The organism is Rhodococcus sp. WS1 (genome assembly GCF_003797745.1).
Taxonomy (GTDB): domain Bacteria; phylum Actinomycetota; class Actinomycetes; order Mycobacteriales; family Mycobacteriaceae; genus Rhodococcus_F; species Rhodococcus_F erythropolis.
Window position 1 is genome coordinate 1,759,771 of the sequence record NZ_RKLZ01000002.1, and the last position, 26,140, is coordinate 1,785,910.

At 59.9% G+C, this 26,140-nt stretch carries 29 protein-coding genes and 2 pseudogenes; 17 read left to right on the top strand and 14 right to left on the bottom strand.

The window, feature by feature from the left end; genetic code table 11:
* Window positions 1-21 precede the first annotated feature (21 nt).
* Window positions 22-1,518, top strand: coding sequence for an MFS transporter (locus EEB12_RS20890; protein ID WP_003940566.1), 1,497 nt, complete (start codon window positions 22-24; stop codon window positions 1,516-1,518).
* Window positions 1,519-1,567: 49 nt separating this feature from the next.
* On the opposite strand, the gene EEB12_RS20895 is transcribed toward EEB12_RS20890, so the two are convergent.
* Window positions 1,568-2,275: a TetR/AcrR family transcriptional regulator gene (locus EEB12_RS20895; protein ID WP_020970663.1), complete on the bottom strand. Its 708-nt coding sequence runs from the start codon at window positions 2,273-2,275 to the stop codon at window positions 1,568-1,570.
* A 141-nt stretch (window positions 2,276-2,416) separates the two neighbouring features.
* Here EEB12_RS20895 and EEB12_RS20900 point away from each other — a divergent pair, with 141 nt between their 5' ends.
* Window positions 2,417-2,854, top strand: coding sequence for a GtrA family protein (locus EEB12_RS20900; protein ID WP_020908979.1), 438 nt, complete (start codon window positions 2,417-2,419; stop codon window positions 2,852-2,854).
* 50 nt (window positions 2,855-2,904) lie between these two features.
* On the top strand, window positions 2,905-3,675 hold the full coding sequence (locus EEB12_RS20905) for an ABC transporter permease (protein ID WP_141488430.1): 771 nt from the start codon (window positions 2,905-2,907) through the stop codon (window positions 3,673-3,675).
* On the opposite strand, the gene EEB12_RS20910 is transcribed toward EEB12_RS20905, so the two are convergent.
* The 3 genes from EEB12_RS20910 to EEB12_RS20920 all read right to left on the bottom strand — a co-directional run bounded on the left by EEB12_RS20910 (window position 3,653) and on the right by EEB12_RS20920 (window position 6,701).
* Window positions 3,653-4,366: an NAD(P)H-binding protein gene (locus EEB12_RS20910; RefSeq protein WP_258537169.1), complete on the bottom strand. Its 714-nt coding sequence runs from the start codon at window positions 4,364-4,366 to the stop codon at window positions 3,653-3,655. The two genes, EEB12_RS20905 and EEB12_RS20910, sit on opposite strands and share 23 nt — an antisense overlap.
* Before the next feature lie 319 nt (window positions 4,367-4,685).
* The gene (locus EEB12_RS20915) at window positions 4,686-6,167 is read right to left on the bottom strand and encodes a flavin-containing monooxygenase (protein ID WP_020970659.1); all 1,482 of its coding nucleotides are present in this window, start codon (window positions 6,165-6,167) and stop codon (window positions 4,686-4,688) included.
* A gap of 75 nt (window positions 6,168-6,242) precedes the next feature.
* Window positions 6,243-6,701 carry a DUF5990 family protein gene (locus tag EEB12_RS20920; protein ID WP_141488431.1) on the bottom strand — a complete coding sequence of 153 codons (459 nt, stop codon included), beginning with the start codon at window positions 6,699-6,701 and terminating at the stop codon, window positions 6,243-6,245.
* 38 nt (window positions 6,702-6,739) lie between these two features.
* On the opposite strand from EEB12_RS20920, the gene EEB12_RS20925 reads away from it, so the two are divergent.
* Window positions 6,740-7,894, top strand: coding sequence for an alpha/beta hydrolase (locus tag EEB12_RS20925; RefSeq protein WP_141488432.1), 1,155 nt, complete (start codon window positions 6,740-6,742; stop codon window positions 7,892-7,894).
* 61 nt (window positions 7,895-7,955) lie between these two features.
* Here EEB12_RS20925 and EEB12_RS20930 read toward each other — a convergent pair whose 3' ends face one another.
* The 5 genes from EEB12_RS20930 to EEB12_RS20950 form a co-directional block, all read right to left on the bottom strand.
* Window positions 7,956-8,288: a CD225/dispanin family protein gene (locus EEB12_RS20930; protein WP_007731480.1), complete on the bottom strand. Its 333-nt coding sequence runs from the start codon at window positions 8,286-8,288 to the stop codon at window positions 7,956-7,958.
* Between the two features lie 73 nt (window positions 8,289-8,361).
* The gene (locus tag EEB12_RS20935) at window positions 8,362-8,889 is read right to left on the bottom strand and encodes a hemerythrin domain-containing protein (RefSeq protein WP_141488433.1); all 528 of its coding nucleotides are present in this window, start codon (window positions 8,887-8,889) and stop codon (window positions 8,362-8,364) included.
* Window positions 8,886-9,452 carry an FMN reductase gene (gene msuE / locus EEB12_RS20940; RefSeq protein WP_019745144.1) on the bottom strand — a complete coding sequence of 189 codons (567 nt, stop codon included), beginning with the start codon at window positions 9,450-9,452 and terminating at the stop codon, window positions 8,886-8,888. The genes EEB12_RS20935 and msuE overlap by 4 nt, the downstream gene beginning before the upstream one ends.
* Before the next feature lie 8 nt (window positions 9,453-9,460).
* Window positions 9,461-10,519, bottom strand: coding sequence for an LLM class flavin-dependent oxidoreductase (locus EEB12_RS20945; RefSeq protein ID WP_141488434.1), 1,059 nt, complete (start codon window positions 10,517-10,519; stop codon window positions 9,461-9,463).
* Window positions 10,520-10,530: 11 nt separating this feature from the next.
* Complete coding sequence (locus EEB12_RS20950; protein WP_020908970.1) at window positions 10,531-11,034, bottom strand: MarR family winged helix-turn-helix transcriptional regulator; 504 nt, start codon at window positions 11,032-11,034, stop codon at window positions 10,531-10,533.
* 158 nt (window positions 11,035-11,192) lie between these two features.
* On the opposite strand from EEB12_RS20950, the pseudogene EEB12_RS20955 reads away from it, so the two are divergent.
* A pseudogene (locus EEB12_RS20955) lies at window positions 11,193-11,792 on the top strand (DUF222 domain-containing protein); the annotation flags it as partial.
* A 398-nt stretch (window positions 11,793-12,190) separates the two neighbouring features.
* Here the strand turns inward: EEB12_RS20955 and EEB12_RS20960 are convergent.
* Window positions 12,191-12,718, bottom strand: a complete 528-nt coding sequence (locus EEB12_RS20960; protein WP_141488435.1) for a hypothetical protein — start codon at window positions 12,716-12,718, stop codon at window positions 12,191-12,193.
* A gap of 501 nt (window positions 12,719-13,219) precedes the next feature.
* Between EEB12_RS20960 and EEB12_RS20965 the strand changes: the two genes are divergently transcribed.
* The 3 genes from EEB12_RS20965 to EEB12_RS20975 all read left to right on the top strand — a co-directional run bounded on the left by EEB12_RS20965 (window position 13,220) and on the right by EEB12_RS20975 (window position 14,695).
* On the top strand, window positions 13,220-13,405 hold the full coding sequence (locus EEB12_RS20965; protein ID WP_141488436.1) for a hypothetical protein: 186 nt from the start codon (window positions 13,220-13,222) through the stop codon (window positions 13,403-13,405).
* A gap of 184 nt (window positions 13,406-13,589) precedes the next feature.
* Entirely contained in the window at window positions 13,590-14,249 is a 660-nt protein-coding gene (locus tag EEB12_RS20970) for a hypothetical protein (protein ID WP_141488437.1), read from the top strand.
* Window positions 14,249-14,695, top strand: coding sequence for a hypothetical protein (locus EEB12_RS20975; RefSeq protein ID WP_141488438.1), 447 nt, complete (start codon window positions 14,249-14,251; stop codon window positions 14,693-14,695). The genes EEB12_RS20970 and EEB12_RS20975 overlap by 1 nt, the downstream gene beginning before the upstream one ends.
* Window positions 14,696-14,766: 71 nt before the next feature.
* Here EEB12_RS20975 and EEB12_RS30530 read toward each other — a convergent pair whose 3' ends face one another.
* Window positions 14,767-14,913: a hypothetical protein gene (locus EEB12_RS30530; protein ID WP_181447524.1), complete on the bottom strand. Its 147-nt coding sequence runs from the start codon at window positions 14,911-14,913 to the stop codon at window positions 14,767-14,769.
* A 219-nt stretch (window positions 14,914-15,132) separates the two neighbouring features.
* Between EEB12_RS30530 and EEB12_RS20980 the strand changes: the two genes are divergently transcribed.
* The 7 genes from EEB12_RS20980 to EEB12_RS31155 all read left to right on the top strand — a co-directional run bounded on the left by EEB12_RS20980 (window position 15,133) and on the right by EEB12_RS31155 (window position 19,370).
* A complete protein-coding gene (locus EEB12_RS20980; RefSeq protein WP_141488439.1) occupies window positions 15,133-15,315 on the top strand; it encodes a hypothetical protein in 183 nt (60 codons plus the stop codon).
* On the top strand, window positions 15,315-15,539 hold the full coding sequence (locus EEB12_RS20985) for a hypothetical protein (RefSeq protein ID WP_141488440.1): 225 nt from the start codon (window positions 15,315-15,317) through the stop codon (window positions 15,537-15,539). Before EEB12_RS20980 ends, EEB12_RS20985 begins: the two co-directional genes overlap by 1 nt.
* Window positions 15,536-15,808: a hypothetical protein gene (locus EEB12_RS20990; RefSeq protein WP_141488441.1), complete on the top strand. Its 273-nt coding sequence runs from the start codon at window positions 15,536-15,538 to the stop codon at window positions 15,806-15,808. Before EEB12_RS20985 ends, EEB12_RS20990 begins: the two co-directional genes overlap by 4 nt.
* On the top strand, window positions 15,805-16,113 hold the full coding sequence (locus tag EEB12_RS20995; protein WP_141488442.1) for a hypothetical protein: 309 nt from the start codon (window positions 15,805-15,807) through the stop codon (window positions 16,111-16,113). The genes EEB12_RS20990 and EEB12_RS20995 overlap by 4 nt, the downstream gene beginning before the upstream one ends.
* Window positions 16,114-16,630: 517 nt before the next feature.
* Window positions 16,631-17,194 carry an HK97 family phage prohead protease gene (locus EEB12_RS21000; protein WP_141488443.1) on the top strand — a complete coding sequence of 188 codons (564 nt, stop codon included), beginning with the start codon at window positions 16,631-16,633 and terminating at the stop codon, window positions 17,192-17,194.
* Between the two features lie 27 nt (window positions 17,195-17,221).
* On the top strand, window positions 17,222-18,634 hold the full coding sequence (locus EEB12_RS21005) for a phage major capsid protein (protein ID WP_141488444.1): 1,413 nt from the start codon (window positions 17,222-17,224) through the stop codon (window positions 18,632-18,634).
* A 325-nt stretch (window positions 18,635-18,959) separates the two neighbouring features.
* The gene (locus EEB12_RS31155; RefSeq protein WP_141488445.1) at window positions 18,960-19,370 is read left to right on the top strand and encodes an HNH endonuclease; all 411 of its coding nucleotides are present in this window, start codon (window positions 18,960-18,962) and stop codon (window positions 19,368-19,370) included.
* 919 nt (window positions 19,371-20,289) lie between these two features.
* Here the strand turns inward: EEB12_RS31155 and EEB12_RS21015 are convergent.
* Window positions 20,290-21,684, bottom strand: coding sequence for a recombinase family protein (locus tag EEB12_RS21015; protein WP_141488446.1), 1,395 nt, complete (start codon window positions 21,682-21,684; stop codon window positions 20,290-20,292).
* 37 nt (window positions 21,685-21,721) lie between these two features.
* On the opposite strand from EEB12_RS21015, the pseudogene EEB12_RS21020 reads away from it, so the two are divergent.
* A pseudogene (locus EEB12_RS21020) lies at window positions 21,722-22,435 on the top strand (DUF222 domain-containing protein); the annotation flags it as partial.
* Window positions 22,436-22,524: 89 nt separating this feature from the next.
* Here EEB12_RS21020 and EEB12_RS21025 read toward each other — a convergent pair.
* Window positions 22,525-23,487, bottom strand: coding sequence for a GGDEF domain-containing protein (locus EEB12_RS21025; protein ID WP_070385771.1), 963 nt, complete (start codon window positions 23,485-23,487; stop codon window positions 22,525-22,527).
* A 175-nt stretch (window positions 23,488-23,662) separates the two neighbouring features.
* On the opposite strand from EEB12_RS21025, the gene EEB12_RS21030 reads away from it, so the two are divergent.
* A complete protein-coding gene (locus EEB12_RS21030) occupies window positions 23,663-24,928 on the top strand; it encodes a vWA domain-containing protein (protein ID WP_060938069.1) in 1,266 nt (421 codons plus the stop codon).
* A gap of 1 nt (window position 24,929) precedes the next feature.
* On the opposite strand, the gene EEB12_RS21035 is transcribed toward EEB12_RS21030, so the two are convergent.
* A complete protein-coding gene (locus tag EEB12_RS21035) occupies window positions 24,930-26,021 on the bottom strand; it encodes an alpha/beta fold hydrolase (protein WP_141488447.1) in 1,092 nt (363 codons plus the stop codon).
* Window positions 26,022-26,140: the final 119 nt, after the last annotated feature.

Below are 26,140 nucleotides of genomic sequence, written 5' to 3' on the forward strand. Positions count from 1 at the left end.
GCATAGGTTGGGCGAGGGACTATGTCAGACATTGCTGAACGGACTGAATTCGAGCAGTCCTCAGCGCCTTCAGGGGACAACCACGCAAAGCGGTGGCTGGTTCTCGCGGTTCTGGGAATTGCGCAGCTGATGGTGGTCTTGGATGCCACCATCGTCAACATCGCGCTGCCTGCTGCGCAGCGCTCACTGGAGTTCGGTGATTCGGACCGCCAGTGGATCATCACGGCATACGCATTGGCGTTCGGCAGCTTGCTGCTACTCGGCGGTCGATTGAGCGACTTGTTCGGGCGCAGGCGAACTTTCATCGTCGGTCTTATCGGCTTCGCAGTGGCTTCCGCCATCGGTGGCGCAGCCGTCAACTTCGAAATGCTTGTTGCCGCTCGTGCCGGCCAGGGCGTATTCGGTGCGCTCCTTGCCCCGGCAGCCCTGTCGCTGCTGTCCGTGACATTCACGGATCCGGGTGAGCGTGCCAAGGCTTTCGGTATCTTCGGTGCCGTTGCCGGCGGTGGTGGCGCCATCGGACTGCTGCTCGGCGGCGCACTCACCGAGTGGGTCGACTGGCGCTGGTGCCTCTTCGTGAATCTCTTCTTCGCGGCGATCGCCCTGGTCGGAGCAGTCCTGTTGCTCGCGCCGCACACCAGTGACTCGCGACCCAAGCTCGACATCCCGGGAACGATCCTGGTGTCGATCAGCTTGTTCAGCATCGTCTTCGGATTCTCGAAGGCCGAATCGGACGGGTGGAGTGCAACTCCCACCATCTCGTGGCTCGTTGCCGGCGTCGTGTTCATGGCGGCGTTCATCTACTGGCAGACCAAGTCCGAGCACCCGCTCCTTCCGCTGCGGGTGGTCCTCGACCGAATCCGGGCTGGCTCGTACCTGGCGATCTTCCTTTCCGGCGCAGGCATGTTCGCAGTCTTCCTGTTCCTGACGTACTACATGCAGCTGATCCTCGGGTACAGCCCGATCATGACCGGCCTCGCATTCATGCCGATGGTGTTCGGAATCGTGACAGCGGCAACGCTTTCGACAGCGGTTTTGCTACCGCGCGTCGGTCCGCGAGTGCTGATCGTGAGCGGAATGGTCATCGCGGCGATCGGAATGACGCTGCTGGCCCAGATTTCCGTGGACAGCACCTATGCAGTCCACATTCTGCCGGGGCTCGTTGTCACCGGACTCGGCATGGGCAGCATTTTCGCCCCGTCGATGCAGGGAGCAACTTCAGGCGTGCACCACGAAGATGCCGGCGTCGCATCTGCCACGGTCAACACGATGCAGCAGGTGGGCGGCTCGATCGGAACTGCACTGCTCAGCACGATTGCAGCCTCGGCTTCCACCAACTACCTGGTGGGCCGCGAGATGAATCCGCTGACCCAGGCACAGGCTGCCGTCGAGAGTTACACCACCACGTTCTATTGGGCCGCAGGCATATTCGCGGTCGGTGCGGTCTTGACCGGACTGGTTCTTCGGAGTGGACTGCTTCCGGATTCGCCGGAAGGTGAACCGGTAATCGCTCACTGACAGCAAATTTCGGGGTCGACGCCATTGCGGCGTCGACCCCGAAATCGAGTCAGCAGTTCTTATCGGGCGATGCCTGAAACCGATGAAGGACGTGATCGAGTTGTTCGGAGGAAAGCGCCGGGACGGGCAACTCGCGATGGCCGGTGCGGGACGCGCAGAGTCCGTCGATCATGAACCCGAGTGCGCGGCGGTAAGCCTGAGGGGCCTCGTCGCCGCCGAACTTCTGGGCCATCTTGACGACCTGCATGAGAAGCGGAATGTCGTTGACTTCGAAGTCGCTCCGCAGGGTGCCCTGTTCCTTGGCGCGATTGACAAGTGCCGCGGTGTGCTGAGCGATCCCGGCGCGCGCGCGAGCGAAAGTGTCGGACGCGAAGCGCCCGTCCATCAGGAGATCGCCGAATCCGCGGTTGTCTGCCATGCGCAGGGAGATCACGTCGAGAAAGTAGACAAGACCTTCCCAGGCGTCTGGCATCTCCCGGGCGGTGGCGGCAATCGTTTCGATCTCGGAGCACCGTGTGTCGAACAGGGCCTGGATCAGCTCGTCCTTGCTGGCGAACCGGCGATAGACGGTGCCGACGCCGACGCCGGCGTGCTTGGCGACGTCCGCCAGCGTGGCGTCGAGTCCTTGGGCAGCGAACACCTCGCGAGCGGAGTTGAGGATGCGCTCGAGGTTGGCCTTGGCGTCGGACCGAAGGCGCGGCTGTGAGCAGTCGGCCGAGGTCCCCGCATGAGAAGCGTCGGGGTGTGTTGTCGGCATCCTCACAGTCTACGGCACTAAGCGGAATGATCGATTCCGTTAGTGCTATATTACTAAGCGGAACGTGTGGTTCCGATTGTCCGTATGAGAGAAGCCGATATGAGCACGTCTGACATCTGGGTCGGGAGCAATCCGATCTCGATGGTGGGTACGCGGAGTGCAGGTTTCGCGGCAACGAGGCTTCGCGCTCTTGCCGGCGACGGCGCCTTTGCTCAGCTCGTTCGTTTTGCCCTCGTCGGCGGAGCCAGCAATATCTTGTACTTTGCCGCTTTTCTGGCGCTGCGCGGTGACGGAGCGCTGGTCGCCAACGCCGTTGGTGCAGTCTTGAGCACCATTCTGGCCAACGAGCTGCATCGCCGGCTCACCTTCCATGCCGCGGATCGCGTCAACTGGTTTACCGCGCAGTGGGAAGGCGGTGGACTCGCTCTGGTCGGGTTGATCGCCAGTTCGGCCGCCATCAGTGCGCTCGGCTTCCTTCTCCCCGGCGCCGACGGACTTCTTCAAGCCGGGCTTGTGATCGCAGTGAGCGGAATTGTCGGTGGCCTGCGATTTGTCGCCCTTCGCGGTTGGGTTTTCTGAGCGGTTCTCGAATTCGAGTCGGACTCGGCTCGTAGGGAACACTGTGACCTATGAGCCTTTCGATAGCCGACTCCGGCATCCGTCTGGCTGTCCTCTGCATCGTCATGGCTCTTGTCGCCACGCTCGTCTACCGATTCACCTCTCTCGGTAGCGTTCGGGTAGTCCCAGGCGCACTCGCTCGTGGCGCTCTTCAGTTGGCTGCGATTTCGTTGATCCTCGCCGCAGCCTTGGCTCACATCTGGTCAGCGCTCCTCGTGCTCGTCGGCATGTTCGCTGCGGCGTCGTTCACCGCGGCACGACGCTGCGGCGCAGGAACGTCCGGAGCATGGCTGACCATCGCCTTGGCGTCGGGAATCGGTGTGGTTCTGCCACTGATGCTGCTGTCCGGAGTGGTTCCGCTGGAAGGCATCGCTCTGGTGCCGATCGGCGGAATTGTTCTGGGCGGCGCGATGACTGCAACATCGATGGCAGCCAAACGCGGACTCGACGCCGTCGATGATCGATACGGGGAAGTCGAAGCCGCACTGAGCCTTGGATTTTCCCAGCGCGATGCACGGTGGGAAGTAGCCCGCACCGCAGCCTCCGACGCCCTGCTACCGGGAGTCGACCAGACGCGCACCGTCGGCCTCGTGACATTGCCCGGCGCTTTTGTCGGCGTTTTGCTCGCGACGGGTTCGGCCGTTCAAGCCGGTGCCGTGCAAATTCTTGTGCTGGCAGGGCTGCTGTTGGCGCAAACCTGCTCGGTCGCCGTGGCGTTGGAATTCGTCGCCCGCGGCTTCGTCTTTCGAGGTAAGACTGTCAGGCCTGCGCGAGTTCGTTGATCTTGTCGCTGCGAAGGACGCGGTCGGGAAGATCTGGCGTGTTTGCCGCGAGGGTGATCATTGCCCTGCCGATGTTTTCGCTGGTGGTCACGCTGCTGGGCCAGACCTTGCGCAAGAGTGGGTAGAGAGGCACGGAGATTTGATAGAAGGCCTTGTACCACCACGTCTTCGACGGCGATCCCGGGCGCGGACGGATGAATCCCGGCCGGAGGATGTAGGTCGTGAGAGGGAGGGCGAGTAGCGCATTTTCGGTCGCGCCACGTACTCGCTTCCACATGGTCTTGCTGGTTTCGGTGGAGTCGGCGCTTTCGCCGGACACGTAGACGAACACCATCTGAGGGTTCACACCCGACAGTGTCGTGGCGACGGCAAGCGTGATGTCATGCGTGATGCGGGTGTAGTCGGCTTCGTTCATGCCGGCAGAGGAGACACCGAGGCAGAAGAAGCAGGCATCCGCGCCGGTCAGATCGGCTTCGATCGCCGAGAAGTCGAGCATGTCGCGGTGAACGATGTCGACGATCTTCGGGGCGGTTGTACCGGACGGATTGCGGCCGACGGTCACGACTTCGTCGATTCGCGGATCGTCGAGGCATTCCCTCAGGACGCTGCTGCCGACCATTCCTGTTGCCCCGAAAACGACGACCTTCATGATGTTCCCCCCGGCGTTGGTTCCACTTTCTGTGATGCGCACACTACGGAACGGTCTGCAGTTCATCCGACCGGAGTGGCCAACTGAACGCTTGACCTGCAATTATGAGTCCATTTTGACCCGACTCGTGACTAAAGTCCCTACAAACCGGCTGGACGGTTGGCTGAAAATAGTTTTATGAACGAAGGAGTTGATGAAATACACGTTCTGGGATCGGAGTCAGCCGGTCGAATGGTAGAGGCGTCGACGATCATCGTTCTCGGTGCGCTCTGTGCCGTGGTCGCAGGTTCTGGCGTGTTCTTTGTCGTCGGATCGATTGGTGGCTTCGCCAGACTGCTCTACCTGGTTGTTCGTGGTCCGCTCAACTCTTGCTCGGTACCGGCGTCGAATGTCGAGCTGGTGCCTTCGAGAACGTCATGTGGTCGTTGATGCTCCCGAACGTGGAGTGAAGACGGTCAAGGATGTAGTTCTGACGCATGTTCCACGGTGACTTCGATCCCTGCTTCGGGAACTGTTCCACGGCACGCATGACGTACCCCGACGCCAGATCCAGGATCGGCCGCTGGTCCATTTCTTCGGTCGCGTGCGGCACGCACTTCGAATAGTCGCGCTTGTCCATCTCCGTCAGCAGTCGGCACACGTACATCGACGTGAGATCTGCTCGCAGAGTCCACGAGGCGTTGGTGTAGCCGACGCACATCGCGAAGTTCGGTACGTCGCTGATCATCATGCCCTTGTAGACGTAACGATCACCGAGGGTGACGGGTTCGCCGTCCACTTCGATGGACATCCCGCCGCACGCCTCCATCTTCAATCCTGTTGCAGTGACGATGATGTCAGCTTCAAGTTCGCGACCTGACGCGAGAAGGATCCCGGTCTCGGTGAAGGTGTCGATGTGATCGGTCTCGATCGAGGCCTTGCCGGATCGGAGGGCTTTGAACAAATCGCCGTCGGGTACGACGCACAAGCGCTGGTCCCAGGGATCGTAGGAGGGTGTGAAGTGAGGATCGAGGGGGATGTCTTTCGGGAGTTGACGACTGATCGCGAGGTTCAGCATCCTCTTTGCACGCGCCGGACTGCGTCGGCACAGTTGGTAGAAACTCAGGTTCACTACGACGCTCTTCCATCGAGCGATGCTGTGCGCGAGTTGATTCGGCAGTACCGCGCGAATGGTGTCCGATAATTTGTCGCTGGACGGCAGCGCCAGAATGTACGTCGGTGATCGCTGGAGCATCGTGACGTGGCTTGCGTCCCGTGACATCGTGGGGACCAAAGTGACTGCGGTGGCGCCGCTTCCGATCACAACGACCTTCTTGTCGGAGTAATCGAGTTCTTCGGGCCAGAACTGGGGGTGGACTACCTCACCGGCAAACGATTCACGTCCGGGGAAGTCGGGGGTGTATCCGCCGTCGTAGCTGTAGTACCCGCTGCAGAGATAGAGGAAGTTACAGGTCAATGTTTCGTCTTCGTCGCCGGTCGTGACCGTGACTGTCCAGGTCGAGGTCGCTGACGACCATGATGCGGCCGTCACCTTCCGGTTGTACCGAATCTTCTTGTCGATCCCGTTCTCTCGGGCGGTGTCGCGCACGTACCGCAGGATCGAATCACCGTCGGCGATTGCTTTGGCATCCGTCCACGGGCGAAACGGGTAGCCGAGCGTGAACATGTCGGAATCCGATCGGATGCCGGGATACTTGAAGAGGTCCCAGGTTCCGCCGCTGTTCGCTCGGGCCTCGAGGATTGCGTACGACTTTCCTGGGAGCTCGGTCTGGAGTCGATAAGCAGCACCGATGCCGGACAAGCCGGCGCCGACGATCAGGACATCGAGGTGTTCGGTGCTCATCAGTTCGGACTCCGTATCGACTATGTGGGGCCACCGGCAGAGTTAGTGCTCGATCACCACACTACTGAACGATGCTCAGTAAGGCGAGGAGGACCAGGTGATCGTTGGTGGTCGGATTGCCGCGCACAGTGGTTTACCTGCGGTGTCGGTGAGCCCGAGGTCTCCGTGGAGCACGCCGGAAGCGTCGGCCTGCTCGACGATGTGCTCGGGGATCGCGTCGAGCATCAGCTTTGCGCGCCGAAACATCTCGAACGTCTGGTCATCGGATACCGTCACCCAGGACAGGTAGATGAAGCGTCCGCGAGGTGGACCCTGGATGTGTGAACCGAGAATGTCCCAGGCACCGGACTTTCGCTCCAGACTCGCTGTCAGTTCCCATCGCACTGTCTCGGTATCTCCTGGTACGAGGTCGAGGATTTCGTGTGGCTTGCCTCGGCGCTGAACGCCGACGTGGATGTTGCTGCGCCCTTCGAAGGTTGCGGTTTCGGAACACTCACGTCCGGGCAGGCTGTGACCGGTGATGATGATCTGCATATCGACATCATGCTCTGCACAGGTCGGGAGGGGTTGGCGTGGTGAGTCGTTCGGGTAGAACCTTTGTTGCGGCCGTGGTGGCGAGCATTCTGTTGTCGAGTCTCGGCTGGGGGCCAGGTGCTGCCGCGGCGACGACGGACGAACCGGAAGTCGCGGGCGCGCTGGAGTCCTATGGCGAACTCTCGGCCGCAGTGTTTCCGGTCGGCGCCGGTGAGACGCAGCGGGTCGTGTATCGAACTCTGCGTACCGCTGACAGATGGGGGGAGTCGTCAGGGTCCGTGTTTCTGCCGGAAGGTGCCCCACCGGCGGGCGGTTGGCCCGTCATCTCCTATGCCCACGGAACTTTGGGCAGTGCGGATCAGTGTGCACCCTCGTCGACCGGATTCGGTCCGGGCGAGATCGAACCGATCGAACGCTGGTTGGAGCAGGGATACGCGGTAGTCGCTACCGACTACTCGGGACTTGGTACCGACGGGGTGCTGGCCTATCTCGACGGACATGCCGCCGGCGCGAATGCGGTCGACATCGTGCGGGCTGCGCACGAGTTGTACGGCAGTGTGCTGAGTCCGCGGTGGATGGTTGCGGGTTTGTCCGAAGGCGGTCATGCGGCGTACTTCGCGGGACACGAGGCCACCACTCGTGCACCGGAATTGGATTTCCGCGGCTCGGTCGTTGTTGCCGGCCCCACCCATATGGAAGGTTTGTTTCCGTTGGGCGGACCGCTGTTTCCCGACATCGGCATCACCGGGTTGGTGGGATACGCGCTGTACGTTCTGGCCGGGATCGACGATCAACGATCCGAAGAGAACATTCGGGAGGTTCTCTCGCCGCAGGGGATCGAGTGGATGGAAAAGGCTCGGACATTGTGCGCCGGAGATCTCGGCCGCCACATTCGCGCCGAACGAATCCAGTTGAGCTCGTTGTTTTCTCGGTCGGTGTGGACGCCACGCTTCCACGATCTGTTTCGCGAGATGATGCAGGTGCCGGTCGACGGCTACGACCGGTCACTGCGTGTGGTGCAGAGCGTGTCGGACACAACGGTTCCTGTCGCCCTTACCTGGGCGCAACTGGTCGACATGCGTTCGCGAGGAACGCAGTTCGAGTATCAAGAACTCAGCGGAATCAGCCACGGCCAAACGACGGTCGCTTCGATGGACCAGACCATGGAATTCATCGATCGATTGATGAGGTGATGTTCGGCGGTGTTGTTGTTGCGGTGTTGTTGTTGCGGTGTTGTTGTTTCAGGGTGGTTGTTCAGCGCATACGCCGCGGCCCGTAGTCGTGGCCGCCGTTGGCGAACCACACGATTGCCGCAATCGCGTACAGGATGCAGACCAGGAGTAGTAGCCCGCCTGCGATCCACAGCGAGATCTGACCGAGTCGTTTCACTCGATCGGACGCGTACCGCGACCCGGCCACATCGCCGTCGGCCCACAGCGGATACACGTTGAAGGCGTGCGTGAAAGCGGAGAAGGAGAGCGGCCAGAAGAACAGCAGCGAGACCACCGCCCAACCCGCATTGACGGGCGGTCGAATCGGGTGCTGAGGAACGGATTGCTGGACGGTGGGTTGATCCGGGGTGGTCATTGGGGGCTCCTGACATGAGGTGGCCCTTTCGACGCTACTGCGATGGCGCTGAAGAATCACTGAGTGTGCACGATCAGCCGTAATGCCAGTCGCGATCCATCCGTCGGAAGTACGGAAAGAGTGTGGCCTCCTCGAAATCGAGGTGCGACTGCATATGATCCGCCAATTCGGAGATTGCGGCGTATGCCCGATTGACCGTGGAGGATTCGGTGCTCAGTGCGAGTGACGCACGCTTGGCTTCCGACACGATCTCCCCGACAAGCTTGTGTTCTGCCTGCAGTCGTTCGACCGCAGGGGCCAACTCGGGAAAGTTCCTGGTCATTACGGGGAACATACGTTGATCTTCGATGGTGTGGTGCAGAGTCAGCGTGTTGCAGTAGAAGTCGCAGTTGACCCGTAGTTGCCAGACGAAATCCGCGATCGTCAGATTGTCGATCATCTCGGGTATCCGAGTCAGATCGACGGTTTCGTCCGACAACAGTTGCAGGGCATTCTCGAGTACCTCGATATCGGCTCGTAGAGGTTCGTGAACCTGACGTAGCTGTTCGATCATCCTCAGACCGGCAACTGTTGCCGTGTTGTGCGAATGAGGGGCGTTCACGTCAGCGCAACTCGATCCCGCTCCGCGAGCATCCTCGCTACCGGCAGGACGTCCTTTGCTGCCATCTCGATACGCTCGAATACCTCGGGGTTGAGGATAGTCGTTCCGTCGAAATCACCGGAGCTGAGATAGATCCCGACCGGAGCGGTCAGCGCTTGGAAGAAAGCGAACAGTGGACGCAGGGCATGGTCCAACACGAGAGCGTGGCGGTCGCTGCCACCTGTCGCAGCAAGAATCACCGGAGTGTTGGCAAGCGCGTACTGGTCCACGAGATCGAAGAAATGCTTGAACATTCCCGTGTACGAGCCGCGGAACACCGGTGACGCCGCGATGACGATATCGGCGGACTCGACTGCTGCCAGCGCTTCGGCGGTCACTGAGTCGACGTGATCGCGATCCAGAGCAGATGCAAGACCTGGAATCAGATCCACGATCTCGAAAACTCGTGTGTCGATCTGCTCGAAGTCTCCCAAGGTTTCGACGATCAGGTCGACGAGGGCACGAGTCTTGGAGGGTTTTTGAAGGTTGCCGACAACGGCAACAATTTTGAGCGGTGTGCTCATCGAAACTCCTATTCTTGGGACGACTTCAGTGATTCGATTTCCTTACGCACAACGGGGGCTACTTCGGTGCCGAGGATCTCGATCGCACGCAGCATGTCCTTCTGTGGCACGTTGCCGAACCCCATCTGGATCATGATGCGGTCATGATGGAACAGTTCGTACTGCGCCATCGTCTTGTCGATGATTTCCTGCGGGCCGCCGAGGAAGAACGCACCCGCGGTGGTTGCCTGCGCCTCGTATGCCCTGCGCGGCATGGGAACTCCGTTTCCCCGCTGATGATGATTCTGCATCCACCCGGCCTGGAAGTACGGGTACGACGTGTCGAGTGCTGTTTGCTTCGAGGTATCGACAAATCCTGGCGAAGCAATCGAGACAGCGAGCTTCTTCGGATCGTGTCCGAACTCCGCTGCAGCCCTGCGGTATAGATCGACGAACGGTTCGAACTGTTGGTAACTTCCACCGATGATGGCCAGTGAGAGGGGCAGGCCCAGTTTCGCGGCACGGACGACAGAGGCCGGAGTACCTCCGACTGCGATCCACACCGGAATCTGACGGTCCGGGCGGGGCGTCACGTCACCGTCGGTCAGTGGTGCGCGAAGTTGTCCTTCCCAGTTGATCGGGTTCTCGTCGCGCAGTTTCAGTAGTAGATCGAGCTTTTCGGCGAAGAGTTCGTTGTACTGGGACAGGTCGTACCCGAAAAGCGGAAATGACTCCGTGTACGAACCTCGGCCGGCAATGATCTCGGCACGGCCTTCGGAAAGCAGGTCGACTGTCGCGAACTGTTGGAACACACGGACGGGATCGTCGGAACTGAGTACGGTTACGGCGCTGGACAGCTTGATGTTGTCGGTAGCCTGAGCCATTGCCGCGAGCACAACTGCAGGGGCTGAGACTGCGAAGTCGGTGCGATGGTGCTCGCCGACGCCGAAGACATCGAGTCCAACCTGATCGGCAACGGTTGCCTGCTCCACCAAATGGCGAAGGTGGACACCGGGATTCATCATCGCGCCGGTGGTGGGATCTGGGGTGAGTTCACCGAAATGGTAGACGCCCAATTCGAAAGCCATGTTGTTTCTCGCTATCTGTTCGTGGGGGTGATGGAAAGTTGTTCTACGTGCGCATCGCATGCGCCGCCTTGATTCGTGTGATGTGCGGCAAGTCGGGAGAAGAAGCGTTCGAGTACCGGAAGCTCCTCGGTTTCAATGAGATCGGAGAAGTATTCGGCGATCCCTCGCGTGTGTATGGCGGACGCTTTTCGAAGCGTCTTCTTGCCCGCAGGCGTCATCGATACCGTCACGACGCGTCGATCGTTTTCCGGTCGAACGCGCTCTGCCAGTCCTGCCTCGACCAATCGATCGACGACGCGCGTCACGCCACTGGTGGTGACCAGGACCAGTTCGGCCAGATCGCCCATTCGGATCGTGTTTCCCGGCGCTTCGTGCAGTCGGAGCAGAACGTCGTACTGGCCAAGGGTGAGCCCGGTGGTGGTTCGAAGGTCCGCCTCCATCTTGCCGAGGATGACGCTGTGGCTGACCACTAGGTCACGCCAGACGGAACCGCGTCGACGTTCGTCGGTAGTCATCGGTGACAGCCTCCATTTATTTGCGCTCGCAAGTATTGCTTACTCAAATAATACGCCTGGATCGATCGAACTATTCCCCGCTCTCATTTGTGCTGGTAGCAAGGTATTGACTCGAACACGTGTTCGAGTATTGTTGGGGGTGGGGATCGGGGGATTCAATGAGTGTTCTGTTGTCGGATGTGGTCTCGGGTTCTGCGGTGGGGTTGCGCGGACGCATGTGGCGGTTGTCTGCTGCGGAGTTACGGGCTGCTGCTATCGAGGCGAGTGCGGAGATTCTTCGTCTCGAGGCTGTTCGGGTGGCGGTGGTGGACGAGTTGTCGATGCGGCCGGATGATCAGGTGATTGCCAGCCGCGGGGTGGGTTGCTGGTTGGCGGCGAACACGATGCTGCAAATCCGGGACGGGAAGAAGATCGCCGCCCTGGGTGCGGCGCTGCGGCCGTTTCCGGCGGTGGCTGCCCGGTTCAATGTCGGGGACTGCTCCTTCGATCATGCCGTGTTGATCGTGGCGTTCTGCGAGTCACCTCCGAAGGGGATGCCGGAGGAGGCGTTGCCTCGCTGTGTCGATTTGTTGTTGGCTGCTGCTTCGGGCGTGGAGGCGACGACGACGAAGGTGCGGAGTGTTATCGCGACCTTGGAGCGAGTGTTCGAATCGGATGAGATTCCGCCCGCCGAGGATGTGGATCGGAATGAGTTGCGGATCGCGTCGACGTTGAATGGTCGGGTGGTGGTGCGCGGTGATTTCGATGCTCTCACCGGGGTCATTTCGCGTTGTGCCAGTCCTTGGATTCGTCGCCTTCACGGTGGGGTATTCGATAGGTCCTTCTGAGGTTTCCGACGAGAGGACACGATCCCAATGGGTGTCATATTTCCTGACCCGCATCTCCTGACCTTGAAAGAGGACGAGCTACGCAGCGCATTGAAGGAATCGGAGGAATCCATGCGCTCGATACTCGACAAATATCTGCAGACGGCTGGACCAGAGGATCGGATACCTGGGTCCTTCGACGAGGAAAGCGTCAGACATGTGCTGATACTTGACGAGCTGGTTTACCGTGGACATGAGCGAGGCACCCCTATACCGCGCGGCTCCTGAAGGCTCAAACATGCTGCACCCTTGCCTAATTCGACTGGCGAGGGCGCATTTTCGTGCACATCCTAGAGGGCCAGCCCCTTTGAGTCGAGCCAGGTATCCCAGTCGGCTACGGCCTGCTCTGCAAGTTCTACCGCGTCGCGATCCGTGCCGTTCACCCGCACAAACCAGGAATGGTGAACCGATCCCACTTCGGCCTTTGCGTTCGGCACGACTGAACCCGGAAATGCGCTGCCTACGGCATTGATTCTCGGTACATGGGCGGTTGCATTCTGGCTGACCACTTCAGCATGGCCCTGACGCTTGCCGGTCACGCGACTCGTGCGGTCCAGATGCAAGTGTTTCGTGCCGTTCGCAACATCCGCACACACTCGCAATGCCGGTGAGTCGTCGGACATTTGCCTCACTTCCGACTTCAAGTGTGCCGTACTTGGGTCGGCACATATCCAGTCCAGAAGGTGAAACACATCCTGATAGAAGCGATAGAGCGAATCCCTCGCCACTGCGCTGTCCGAACCATTCAGATCTGAGAGAAGGCGCTCGCGCGAGCGTTGCATGCGTCGGTACTGGTCCGACCAGGTTTCATTCAGCATGCCGCCGACTCTAGCGAGCCGGTTGTGCCCAGGACACGAAAAAGCCGCCCGCTACAGACAACGGACGGCGATTTCGGAAGAGGTGAAGATCAATCCACCGTTTGCACCCGCTCGCTCTACGGACGCATCTCCGAGTCTACCTGCAGATAATTAGCCACGCTAATGACTGAGATAGCACCCGGACACGACAAAGCCCCCGATGCTTGGAAGGCACCGAGGGCTTTGTCTGGCACGGCCCGCATTGGCCGTAGTTGTCTCTGCCCGACACGTTTCCGATTCTACCGTGAAACCTGTTGGCGCACTTATGGCACAGCGTGCAGGAATACGGCCCGTTGCATTCCCGGCTCACCTGTGGCCTACTACCGCGCCGTCAATTTCAGATGCCCTAATCCGTTGCCCTACAAGGTATTCACGTCTCCGCGAAAAACGCACCGTGACGGTCTTGGGGTGTAGAACTGTGTTCATAGCCCACGAAGGGCGGCGATCCACAGGGAGGCACCAATGCCAAAACAGACCAAGACGCATTGCGTCAACGGACACGAACTCACTGACGACAACGTCCTGTGGCGACGACGGGGCGGCATCCCACTTTACAAGCGCTGCAAGGTATGTCAGTACGCGGCCAACGAGCGATCCATACAGCGCAAGGTTGCCACGTACAAGGCAGAGCACGGAATCGAATCGTGAGAAGCATCGGCCAGTACGGAGGGACTCACTACCCCAACGGATTCGAGTACCCGACCGACGAGCCAGCGAAGGACAGCCCGCACTGTGCCGACGCAAGGGGATGCCACTACAAGATTCACGCACGCGGACTCTGCCGGAAACACTGGCTCGCCCACAGGAAAGCACGAAAGGAGGAAGAGGAATCATGAGTACGAAATACGGTCCGGTGATCGAGCCCGGTTTCTTCGGCAACCTCGACGTGGTGCGACTACTCACCGGCGACGACGGATCCCGTTCGGTGCTGCTGGTGTTGATCGAACTACGAGCGTTCAGCATGGGAGCACTCACGGACGGATTCATCCCCTCCGATGTTCTCAGGGCGGCGACACGACACCCCGATCCCGAGTCGGCAATGGTCGAACTGCTCGCCAAGGGCCTCGTCTGGGAGGTCGAGGGAGGGTGGCAAATTGACTGGTCGAGCCAACTCAGCGCCGAGAAGATCGCAGCGACGACCAAGCGACTGAACGACTGGGATGCCCACAAGGTCGGTGACCACGCCAACTGTGACGACCATCCAAACTACAACTGCCACAAGAACGGTGACCTGCAAACATGGAAGGACGAGCACCCTCCGCACGGAATCCGTACGGAATCCTCACGGCAAGAGGGCGCACGGAATCCGCGCAGTAACTCAACTCAACTCAACTCAACCCAACGTAGTGAGAGGGTGAGGGGAGGTGAGTCGGCTTCGCCGCCCTCCGCTGGGGCTCCGGGCGCTACGCCTCCGAAAAGCGAACCGACGAACCAAGGCATCCCTGTGGCGGACGACGAGCCACCCGAGCCGTGGGAGGGGTTGATCATCTGATGTTGAACCTCAAAGTTCGGGACACCCGGCAGAAATCCGAAACCGACGTGGTGTTCCTCTACGGACTCGAACCTCCGCTGAAGTTGTTCACGATCACCCGCACCGAGTGGACCGCATTGCCGCCCGGTGACTTCGACGCCCGCGACTGGTTGCACCCCGACCAGATCGAAGCCCGGATCTTCGCGAGGATGGCCGAGTTGCTCCGCACGAGAATGCCGAGCAGCGTCGGCGGGTACAACGTCCGTTCGGTGCCAGGCTTTGGCGGCAACCCGCTCACTGTGGGACTCCAGATCTGGCTAGCTGTCCACCTGGCTGGTTGGCACCACGTACCGACCGAGGAAGCCATGCGGAAGGTAGCCGAAGCCAAGACCCGAGCTGTGGACGAGCAGCGGAACGCGATTCGGGAGTGGCTGGTTTATCGCGAGGGGGCCGAGAATGCGTACTAGGTCACCCGTAAGGGCAGGCAAGAAAAAAGCCCCCAGAATTGATCTGAGAGCCGTTTCCTGCCGAACTGCCGTTAGAGAGTGCACATCACGTCGCCCTCGACTTCCCCGGTCTCAGGGTTCACGTACTCGCCCGGTTCGTACCAAGTAACCCCGTCGATCTTGTAGTCGGGGACGAACCAGGTAGTGGTTTCGGAACGTGTTTCGAGTGCAGCAGTCATGGCTGATTCCTCACTGAATTTCTGCCAGGGCGGGTCTCCCGGCAACGTCCACCATTCTACTACCTAACGAACGATCGACCAAGTGCAATCCACAGGGCATCTCGCTTCGCTCGACAAAGCCAAACGGTTGCGCCCCAGACGATTCCACCGACAACTGAACAGCGCTTCCCCTCCCTGTGGCCGAAATCGGTTGCAGGTCAACGAACGAAGGAGAAGGCAATGGCCGAGAACAACACCAACAGCGCCGACAACTGCAAACCGGAGCCGCAGAGCAACAATGGAATTCCGCGACCGTCCGTCGCCTGGACGGTTCCGAAGCACCCCCTGCCGGGATTCACCTGGTACGAGCCTGGAGAGAAGGTCAATCCCAGGACCGGCAATCAAGTTATGTGCACGTTCTGATGACCAGATCCCCTGTGGCCGAGGCGCTCCGCGTGATCGTTGCACTCAAAGCCGCGCCTGGAGCCCTCACAGCGTCCGAACTGGCATCCCGGACCAAACTACCCCTGCCGGTCGTTCTCGACGCTCTGGCGGCAAGTGAGGCAGCAGAACTGGTTGCCCGAGTGCCGGACAGCCGCCGAGGGTTCGCGAGTCGTTGGCGCACTACAGAATCGGTCTGGCTATGAGACCACTACTGGAGGACTTCGACGCCGACGACTACATGCCCGAGGAAAGAGCATTCAAATCCGCCAAAACGTGGGCGCGACAACGGGAATACAAGCGGCGCATCTACCGGGAGTTCAAAGAGATGCACGAGTTGGCAAGTAACGGAACCTATTCACCCACCTGGGACCAGTGGCAGGCCGCTAGCGACAAGGTGAAACGGGAACAGGCAGAGCGCCGCAGAGCCGTAGCGACAAGCAATGCACACACCAAAGGGAAGGCAAGACAATGACTACCGACAACTACTCACCACTACGCGGGATCGAACTGTTCAAGTGGAAGGTCTCGCGACTAGTGGAAGAGGCAACCAAACTACTACCGCCCGACGAGCAGATCACCATCGAGAACAATCCGGGAGTGACCTGGAAGAGCCTGGGCCACGTCGTGGAGTTCCGAGCGGCAGCGTTCCCGGATCGAGTGTTGGTTCTGGCCGATGCAGAATGGTTGACCGATGACTGCGACCCGAGCGGCCCAGAACTGGAGTATGTACCGAGTGCCGACGAGATTCCGGATACCATCGCCGAACTGACCGACTAGGGCGAGCGAGAGGGCTAAAAGATGAAACCTATCCTCAGGGCCGACCGTCAGGTTTTCAAACACTCAGGACCGCACACCGACCTGACCGTCATACAATTCGTCCAAGGCTTCGACCGACGACTCACCGACTTTTTGCGAAGCTTGCCAAAGCGCGATCGGTACTACTCCGCGAGGGATCGGACTTGGGAGATGGACACTTACGCCTGGCAGCAGATCGTGAAGCCGAGGATTGAGCGTAATGGCTGGGCCACCGTAATCGAAGCCACCATCCCCACCGACTGACCGCTACCTGTGGGAAACCTTGGATGCCCGCACATTCGAGGTTTCCCACTCTCGCGCAATCGCAGATCCTTAGCTATGCTAATGAAGCTAGGTCGAGCGGCATTGCGCCGAAACCGCCAGCACGAAGCAGATCGAACGCCGGAATCCATTGCGGATCACCACGTCACGTCCCTGTAGAGGTTCTGGAGCAACCTAGCGCTCCCTCTATTCAGCGAGACGAAAAGACACCGCCATCATGAGAAATACATACACCCGAGCACTCTCGAATGACCTCGAAATCCGCTCCAGCGGTGACGGTCGAACAGTTCACGGCATCGTGGTCCCGTTCGATTCCCCCACCGATATCCGCGACTACGACGGCGATTACACCGAGACGTTCAAACGCGGGGCCTTCGCCAGATCGATTGCCGAGCGCGGCGACCGGATCAAATTCCTTTCCCAGCATCAGCGCACCACGAACCCTCTTGGCCGCGCGGTGTTGCTCAGGGAGGACGCAGCCGGTCTCTACGGAGAATTCCGAGTCAGCGCCACTCAGGCTGGAGATGAAGCGCTAGAACTCATCCGGGACGGCGCGCTGGATTCGTTCAGCATCGGATTCCAAGCGATCCGAGAAACGTGGAACCGCAACAAGACCGAGCGCGTCCACTACGAGTCCAAGCTGACCGAGGTATCGGTGGTGTCGTTCCCCGCATACGAGCAGGCGCACATCGCAGGCGTACGGGCAGCTCAGCTCCCACAGCTCGACTCAGCACAACTAGCGGCCCGCCTAGGGCTACTCAAAGCAACTTACGGGCTGTAAAGCCCTCACTCTCAAAGGATCAAGACAATGAACATCAATCCGAAAGATTCCCGGTTCGACGCACTCCGAGCGCTCAAGCGTGAAGAGCGGGCAGCCAAGCTCACCGAGCTGAAGGCATACATCGAACCGTTCACCACACGCAGCGAGGGCATCAATGCCGAGGAATCCGAACGACTCGCCACCGCACTGGACGAGGTCGAATTCCTCTGCCACGTACGCGAACAGGATCAGCGTCTGATGTCTCTGCATGACGCGGGTAGCCGCGAGAACGGCACCACATTCGAGACGAAGGTACGCAAGGACACCGACCCGACTCGTGACGCCGCACTCCGAAACGTGGAGCGCTCGCACAAGGCAGGCAGGCTTACCGACGCCGCTGCAACGCTTTCCGAGGCACTGGTGGGCACCGATTCCACTGTGGCCCGATTGGCAGCTGTGACCGGCAGCGAGGCATACCGCAGTGCCTTCTCCAAGTTGCTCAGGGACTCTGAGAGGGGTCACTTGCTCTGGACGCCGGAAGAGTCTCAGTCCTACCGAGACGCCGACCAGGTTCGCGGACTCATCGAGGGTGCAGGCGGTACCGGAAAGCACTTGGTGCCCTTCGATCTGGACCCCAGCATCATCCTGACCAACGCCGGTAGCGTCTCTCCGCTTCGCGAAATCTCGCGGGTCGTGCAGACCACTTCCAACGCGTGGAATGGTGTCAGCTCCGCTGGTGTCACATCCGAGTGGTTGGCCGAAGCTACCGAGGCCGCAGACGCCACACCGACGCTGGCACCCGAGCCGATCCCTGTTCACAAGGCAGCCAGTTGGGTTCCCTTCTCTATCGAACTGGAAGAGGATGGTTTGCAGTTGCTCAGTCAGTTGCAGGCATTGCTCGCTGATTCGGCGCTGCAGCTCGAAAACGCTGCCTTTGCAACGGGATCGGGTACCGGGCAGCCCACAGGTCTCATCACCGCCCTTGTGGCGGCAGGTGGATCTGTCATCGTGCCTGCAGCCGGTGAAGCACTCTCCTCCGCAGACATCTACAAGCTGCAGGGCGCTCTCGGTTCGCGCTGGCAGTCCAATGCATCGTTCGCGGGCAACCTGGCGATCTTGAACACCATCCGGCAGTTCGAGACCACCAACGGCGCACTGAAGTTCCCAGGGGCGCAGGCAGTACCGGCAAACCTGTTGAGTCGCCCACTGCACGAAATTTCGGGTATGGACGGCACCATCGACGCAGCAGTGACGGCAGCGAACTACGCACTCGTCTACGGCGACTTCCAGAACTTTGTGATCGTGGATCGCATCGGGACGACAGTCGAACTGGTACCGCACCTCTTCGGGGCCAATCGTCGCCCGACCGGTGAACGCGGACTTTGGATGCATCGCCGTGTCGGATCTGATGTGGTGAACGCCAACGCATTCCGCTTGCTGAACGTCGCAACCACGGCCTGACGAACTCCCTCCCTCCCGTTGTCATAGCCGAGGGGGAGGGTTCGACCGGCAGAGCGCGTGCGAGCCTTAGCCGGTCACCAGGGTCACAGGGAAGCGTTTCGGCCGTTGTCGTTTCCCTGTGACCCCCATAGGGTTCCGGTGCAGAACGCCGGATAGGTAGTGGCGGCCCATCGTCTCCGTAATCAGCCGAGGGGCGCGGCATCATCTACCCACCAAAGGCTCTGTCTCTTTCACAATGGGAGACAGAGCCTTTGGTGCATCTTACAAATGCAACCGTCCTACTACAAAACCTAGTACACAAATTGAAACGCTTGGAGACTGAGCAATGTCCGACAGCTGGTGGTTGAAAACGCCCGAGTGGCGCGCTGTGCGTAAGTATTTCGTTGACAACACCCCGGAGGGTGGATACATCTGCCACTTGTGCAACGAACGAATTGATCCATATGCCTCAGGTCGCACCAAGTTTGGACTGTCGGTGGATCACATCGTACCTACCAGCCGAGGTGGATCACTCTACGATCTGAACAACCTTGCCGCTGCCCACATGGGCTGTAACTCAGGGAAGAGGGAAGGTAGAACGCTGGGAGGCAAGACAACCGATCCGTACCGTGCTCCCTTCAGACGTAGGTCTCGCCGTGCACCAGGTACAACACCGAAGCGCAAGGCCGTAGCAGCGCAGCCGATCCCTGTGGAACCTGTTGGACCCGACGACGTGACTGGTAGCCAGATCTGGTAGCCCACAGTGCATCTCACTGCATTGCACACCAACACACTGCACAACCATTCACACTGCATCTCACATCACACACATTGCTTCACTACTGACTGACACCAACTGCATGCCTTGCCTACTGCACACCATGCATGCCTTGCCTGCCTCAGATCCCTTGCACCTCAAGATGTCTTGCACCTTCTGTCACTGCACTGATGCATGACCACCCTGCATGCTATGCCTTGCCACCTACGACGAACCTGTATGCCCAACTCAGTGCCTTGCCTAGTGTGCTGAACCCTGCATGACCAATGCCTCTTCTGTACCTCAGCTTGCGACAGTCTGCCTCGACTCCATTGCCCACGATCGCTGGACCATTGCGCACGACGTTGCCGACGACGACCAGCACAGCCAGCAGCAGTGCAGCAGCGACCGCGAACGATACGACTGTGAGACCAACGCACGCTCGAAGTGCCATCCATGCGAACCGCTGTGCCGCAGCTGCGCTCGGTAGCTCCTGCCGTACTAATGCAGTCCAATCGCCTACCGCTGATGTAGTAGTCATTGGTCGCTCACCTCTTCCAGTTGGTGATATCCAAATGAATAACACTGCAATGAATGAGGTTATTCCTTACCGATAACTCGACACTAATACCTATTCAAGAATAGCGCGAGCGGCACAAAAAGAATGGTGTAGGTAGGCCGCAGTGGGCAGAGGGTAGGGGGGCAATCGTTTGCCGTGATTCCCACATGCCTAGCGAGACCCTGCCTCCGATCGCTTCTCTCTCTATGGTTTTTTCTTCAACCACTTTACATAACCGCAGGTCAAAGCGCTATTGGTGGCGTGCACGTGGCCCGAAACAGCGTCTTTTCGTGAATCTGCCACCAGGATTCCAGATCCGGCCCTCAGGGATGGCAAAAGAATGGTTCGAACAATGGCCGACTATTGATTCTTTCCTATTACTCCCACCAGCCCGGAATGGAACCTCTTACCTATTCCAGCCTTCAATATCGTGACCCTTACTGTGGCCCGGATAAAGCGCCGACGCTGATCCATGTTCGCTGATTCCCAGACTTCCTCAGGCTCGTGGCGTAATAGCTCCAACATAGGGTCACTATTAACCGCTAATTCGGCAGCTTTGCTATTCGCCTCTGCTATTTGCTTATTGAGACTATTCGATATCTTCAGATATTCGGTCTTGGATATCTCACCATTAGCCGCTGATTCGGAATACTCGTCCAAGCGGCCCTGCAGCAGCTGAGCTTTCGCGATCCACTCCGCAGACTCATTCCCTGTGGCATCGTCGTCCCGGAACAAGAACACATTTACCCTCTGCGCGTTAATGATTGAGATCATCTTGTCGATCACCACAGGGTCTACGTCGGACACCAGCCGGGAGACGTGGCCCCCGTTTCTGCATACGTACGAAGGCTTTCCGTGATTCCTGCCGACGTAGCACGGCCCTCCGCAGACCCCGCACTCCGCGATCCCGGACACCAGATAGCGCGGTTCGGTACCCCGGTAGGACGAACGCCGCGACGGATCACCGAGAACAGTTTTCAATCGCTCGTGCTCGTCCAGTGTCAGAATCGGTTCCCAGTTCCCTTGCAGCGTCTCGCCCTTGTAGGTGCGCAGACCCGCCAGCGTCGGTGACCGCAGCATCTTCGATATCGTCGCGCTGTACCACTTCCGACCGGCACGAGGGTTCACGTCCCGCAGGATCGAACGCAGCGACTCACCTTGTAGAACGCGCTCAGCCATTTCACGTATCCACCCAGCCGCTTCGGGGTCAATCTCGCGTGAGGTAATGAGGCCGGTCTGTGGATCACGGACAGCGCGGTAGCCGTAGGCGATCTTTCCATGCGGTTTGCCTTCGGCGGCGTTGGCTTCGAGCGCTCGCAGCACGCGGTCCCGGATCTCATCGGCCTCCCGTTCGGCCAGCAACGCATCAAGCCCTGTGGTGAATCGGTCGGCACCGAGGTTCAGGTCATGGGTGCGACCTTTGTAGTTCCACAGGACACCCAACGCCGCACACAGGTCGCGCAGCTCCGCATAGGCCGTGAGGTCGCGCTGTGCTCGTGATGCCTCCCAGGTGACCAGCACGTCGCCAGGGCGCAGCACTTCGGCTAGTCGACGGTACGCGGGCCGATCCTTGCCAGACCAGCGAGACGCGCCTATGTCGTTGTCCTGGAGAACCTCACCGACCGGCCAGCCCTCACGACCGCAGACGGCACGGCATTCGTTCTCTTGTTCGGCCACGGAACGCCCGGTACCGGCAGTATCCTTCGAGACCCGCGTGTAGATGATTGCCCTGGTAGGTGCCGGTTTCTTCGCCATAACCTGTGGACGATACAGGGATGCCCCTAAACGCACTATAACCGGGGAAATGTTGTTGTCGGCGTTGTCGAATCTGACGATGCCGACCCCGGCACCGGATGGAACTCCGGATTCTCGGTCGGCGGCGAAGCGGACGGCGGATGGGTTCACCGAACTGATCCGCCGGTACTTGGACTGCGCCAAGACCGGCACCGACGGCGGCCAACGCCCGCACGTGAACGTGCACATCAACGCCCGTGATCTCGCCGAGCATCGGGACTGCGCCGCCGCACCCTCGCCCGATGGTGGTGGAGTGGCTGTGTCGGATCTCGATGTCGGGCACATGCCGTGGCTCGGACCACTGTCCGTCTCGCAGACCAGACTCCTCGGCTGCGATTGTTTCCTCTCCACCGTGCTGCTCGACGACCACGGGGCGCCGCTCGATGCGAAACCCGGAAAGCGATTAGTGTCCGCGGAGCAGCGAGTGGCGTTGATCGCCCGAGACAAAGGCTGCGCATTCCCCGGCTGCACATGCGTGCCCGCCTGGACGGATGCACACCACATCCGGCACTGGGCCAACGGCGGGCCGACCGTGATGAACAACCTTGTCCTGCTGTGCCGTTCACATCACCGATTGATGCACCGAAAAACCGGATTCGTCGGGAAATGGGAAATCCGAATAGGCACCGACAACAAACCGTGGTTCATCCCACCACCCTCGATCGACCCGCAACAGCACCCGCGGCCCGCGAACACCACCTTCAAAACCTGAGGACGAACCTCGGGCACAACAGAACACGGGCCAGCACCGCATCGAAGGGATCCTCCGATGCGGTGCCAACAGGCCGTGGGGGAGTCGAATCAGTGCTTCGAGCGCTTGTGGCGGTACATCTCGGCATCGGCCGTATCCCAAGTCTCGGAAAGGCTTTGGAACATGGAAAAGTCGGCTCGACCGATCGAACAACAGACGTCGGCATTCCGGAACGCCTTCTCCAAACACTCGACCAGGTAGTCGACGGCGCGCGGCTGTGTATCGGGCAGAGCGATTCCGAACTCGTCTCCGCCCAACCGTGAAACCACCGCACCAGGGTGCGCGCATGCTGCCAAGATCTTGCCGGCCCGTTGAACATATTCGTCACCCGCGGCGTGACCGAGTTCGTCGTTGATGGTCTTCATGCCGTCCAGATCGACGATGATGATAGATCCCGGATCGGCGAATTGGCGGTACCGAGTTTGCTCGGCCTCGAGGATGCGGTTCCACCCGCGCCGATTGAGAAGACCTGTCAACGGGTCGGTCTCGGCATCGAGTTGCGCAGTTTCGGCCAGTCGCACTGACTGCGCGCGCTGATAGTCGACATCGAGAATCGTTCCGAGGAGTCGGCACAGGAGAGTGAGGAGGGCCAGGTTGTCCTCGAGTACGGAGTCGCCCGTAATCGGGTCGGCGCCACACAGAGTGCCGAAGAGACTGCCGTCGTTGTGAAGGATTGGGATGCTGACGTATGCGCCTATGCCTTCCCACCTGTCATCTCGGGAAAGTGCAGGTACGAGTGCGCGATTCGATGAGGCTGGCGGCGCATTTCCGAGGACTACCTCGCTGCACATGGTGTTTTGCCAAGTCCGGGTCTCGCCGACTTCGATGTGAAGTGGGTTGGGTGAGACGGTGAGAAAGATTTGATTCGACCCGTCGAACCGCGTGATCGACCACAGTGCCAGCGGAAGATATTCGTCGAGGTAGGACACGATCGAGCGACTGGCGTCGTCGAAATTCGTCAGTGGTGGCAGGAGTGGCAACATCGGGATGGTGCGCGCCTGGCCGTGCGGCATTTGGTGACCTCCTGATCGACCCTAAGATTCTGTCGATGTTCAGGCTCTTGGTCCCGCGTGCGACAAATCTTCCACGAACAGTCTGCCTCGAGAATCCTGGCGATTGCTGAAAGTGTGCTGTGATTCTTCCGACCGCGGGGCCGTTGATTCTTTGGTGGCCCGCTAATCTTCAGGCATGGAGCTGGCGCGTGGAGCGAACACAGTCGTTGACGGAACTTCGCTGAAGGTGGCGGTGAACGGTAGCGCCCCGGGCACGGTGGACCTGATGGTGTTCCAGCTCGACGAACGGAACCAGGTGCGGAACGACGCAGATTTTGTCTTCTTCAATCAGCCTGTGTCGCCCGAAGGTGCGGTGCGCTTGGAGTCCGGCGGCGTCATCGAAATCGACATTGCGAGGTTGCCCGCCGACATCCACCAGCTGAGTGTTGCCGTGGCGCTTGATGCGGCGGCAAACGGAACCCTTTCTGCTGTCGGGGGCCTTGGTGTCGTGGTGGAGCAGGCTGGTTCCACCGCTATCGTGGCTCAGGCTTTGGGTTTGACGAGTGAGAGGGCAGCGGTCCTCGTCGAGATCTATCGCCGCGGCACGGACTGGAAGGTTCGGAACGTTTCGGCGGGTTGGGACAGCGGATTGGCAGATCTGGTCACTGCATTCGGAGTCTCGGTCGACGAGGAACCGCAGAGCCGACCCGACTCGGCTGAATCGGCAGATGGCATTCGGACCGTGCCCGACGAAGCCAAACTCTCGATGGTGAAGCGGGAAAAGCTGGACCTCCGAAAGCGCGAAGTGGCCAAGGTCCTGCTGACCAAGGGTGGCAACGGAATTCGGGCGCGAGTGGTCCTGGTGATCGACAAAACCGGAAGTATGGCCAAGCAGTACCGCACCAGAGTGGTGCATCGTGTTGTCGAACGCATGGTTCCCGTTGCGATCCAGCTCGATGACGACGGCAAGCTGGAGCCGTACTTGTATGCAGTCAGCTTCGTCAAGCTTCCCGAGATCTCTGTTCATGACGCGGAAGAGTGGTCGGATACCTACCTGCACTTGCGCGGCTCGCACGGCGGATTCAACTATGACAAGATCGGCGCCGCAAATCGTGAAGTGCCGATCATGACTGAGATTCTCTCCGGCCTGACACGTGGTTCGGCGCCGACGCTCGTCCTGTTCTTCACCGACGGAGGCTTCAGCGAGCGCAAGGAAATCACGAAATTGATGCGTGAAGCGTCTGGGCTCCCGGCCTTTTGGCAGTTCGTCGGAATCGGCAAGGCCAACTACGGAGTGCTGGAGAAGCTCGACGACCTCGACGGTAGGGTGGTCGACAATGCCGGATTCTTCGCGCTGGACGACATCGACACCGTCGACGACGCCCAGTTGTACACCCGTTTGCTGAGTGAATTCCCGGATTGGCACAAGGCAGCTGTAGCCGCGGGCATCACGACGCCGTGATTTAGCTGGTCGAAACCAACTGCGGTGCATTCTCTTTCAAGAATTGGTCGATGTGCGCCCAGGTGGAGTCTCTCGCGGTGGGGCCGGCAACGAGCCCGAGGTGACTTCCCGGCGCCTTCTCGAACCGGACCGACGGCGCGCCGGTGAGGACCGACGTGATCGCTTCCACCGAAGCGATGGGTGCAATCACGTCAGTGGTGCCGCCGATTGCGAGAACGGGAACGCTCAGAGCTGACAGTTTGATCTCGCGTCCGGCAAGCGTGACGGCGTCGTTGTAGAGATTGTTGCCGAGCATGAGTTGTTCGCAGATCTGCTGAAATGCCTTGCCCGGGTATCCAGGCATGGCTGCCATGAACTTGTCTATCGATTCCATGCGAGCCAGGGTCTCGGTGTTGTGAAGATTGCGGACGATGAACCATGGCTTGAGGACTTCGCGCTGCAACGCCGTCACCTTGTAACTCGCCTGAACGAGTGGAGCAGGCAGTCCGCCGACCAGATTGGTCGCGGAGGTGAGCGGGGTATCGCCCGTGTATTTGCCGATCAGCCTCAACGGGCTGATAGCGGGAATCTTCGTGTAATCGATGGGCGTGCCGATTGCCGTGATCGATGCGATCGGAAGGTCGGAGTGAGCGGAGCCCGTGAGCAGAGACATGGTCCCGCCGAGGCTCCACCCGATCAGCGAAACAGGTGCGCCGTCATGTAAGTCCGAGATCGTACGGATCGCTTCCGGGATGATGTCGTCGACCCAGGCCTCGAAACCCATTCCGCGGTCGGAGTACCGCATGGTCCCGTAGTCGAGGAGGTAGGGCGTGTTTGCGCCATCCAGTAGGTGTGCGGCGAGGCTCTGGCCTGCACGAAGGTCGTAGCAGTCGGCTGAAACCGCGAGGGGAGGTACGAGGAGGACCGGATTGCCTCTGGGCGTCCACAATGCGCCGAAGCGATACAGATCGCGGTGTGGACCTTCGCTGATCAGCACCGACGGCGTGCGTTCGGCCTTCTCGACACCGTCGCCGAACGAGAGTCCCCATGCATTGCGCGCTGCGGTGTCCAGCGTCGGACGCCACGTCGCGATCAAACCACTGATATCGAGCACTGGTTCCCCTCGGAGTCGAATCGGCGGACGGCCGAGTCAGCCGCGCTCGGTGTATGTTACCTGCCTTCACATACATCGATCTCGGGGGTGCAAAAACCCAGCTCGGCAACGGAGCCACC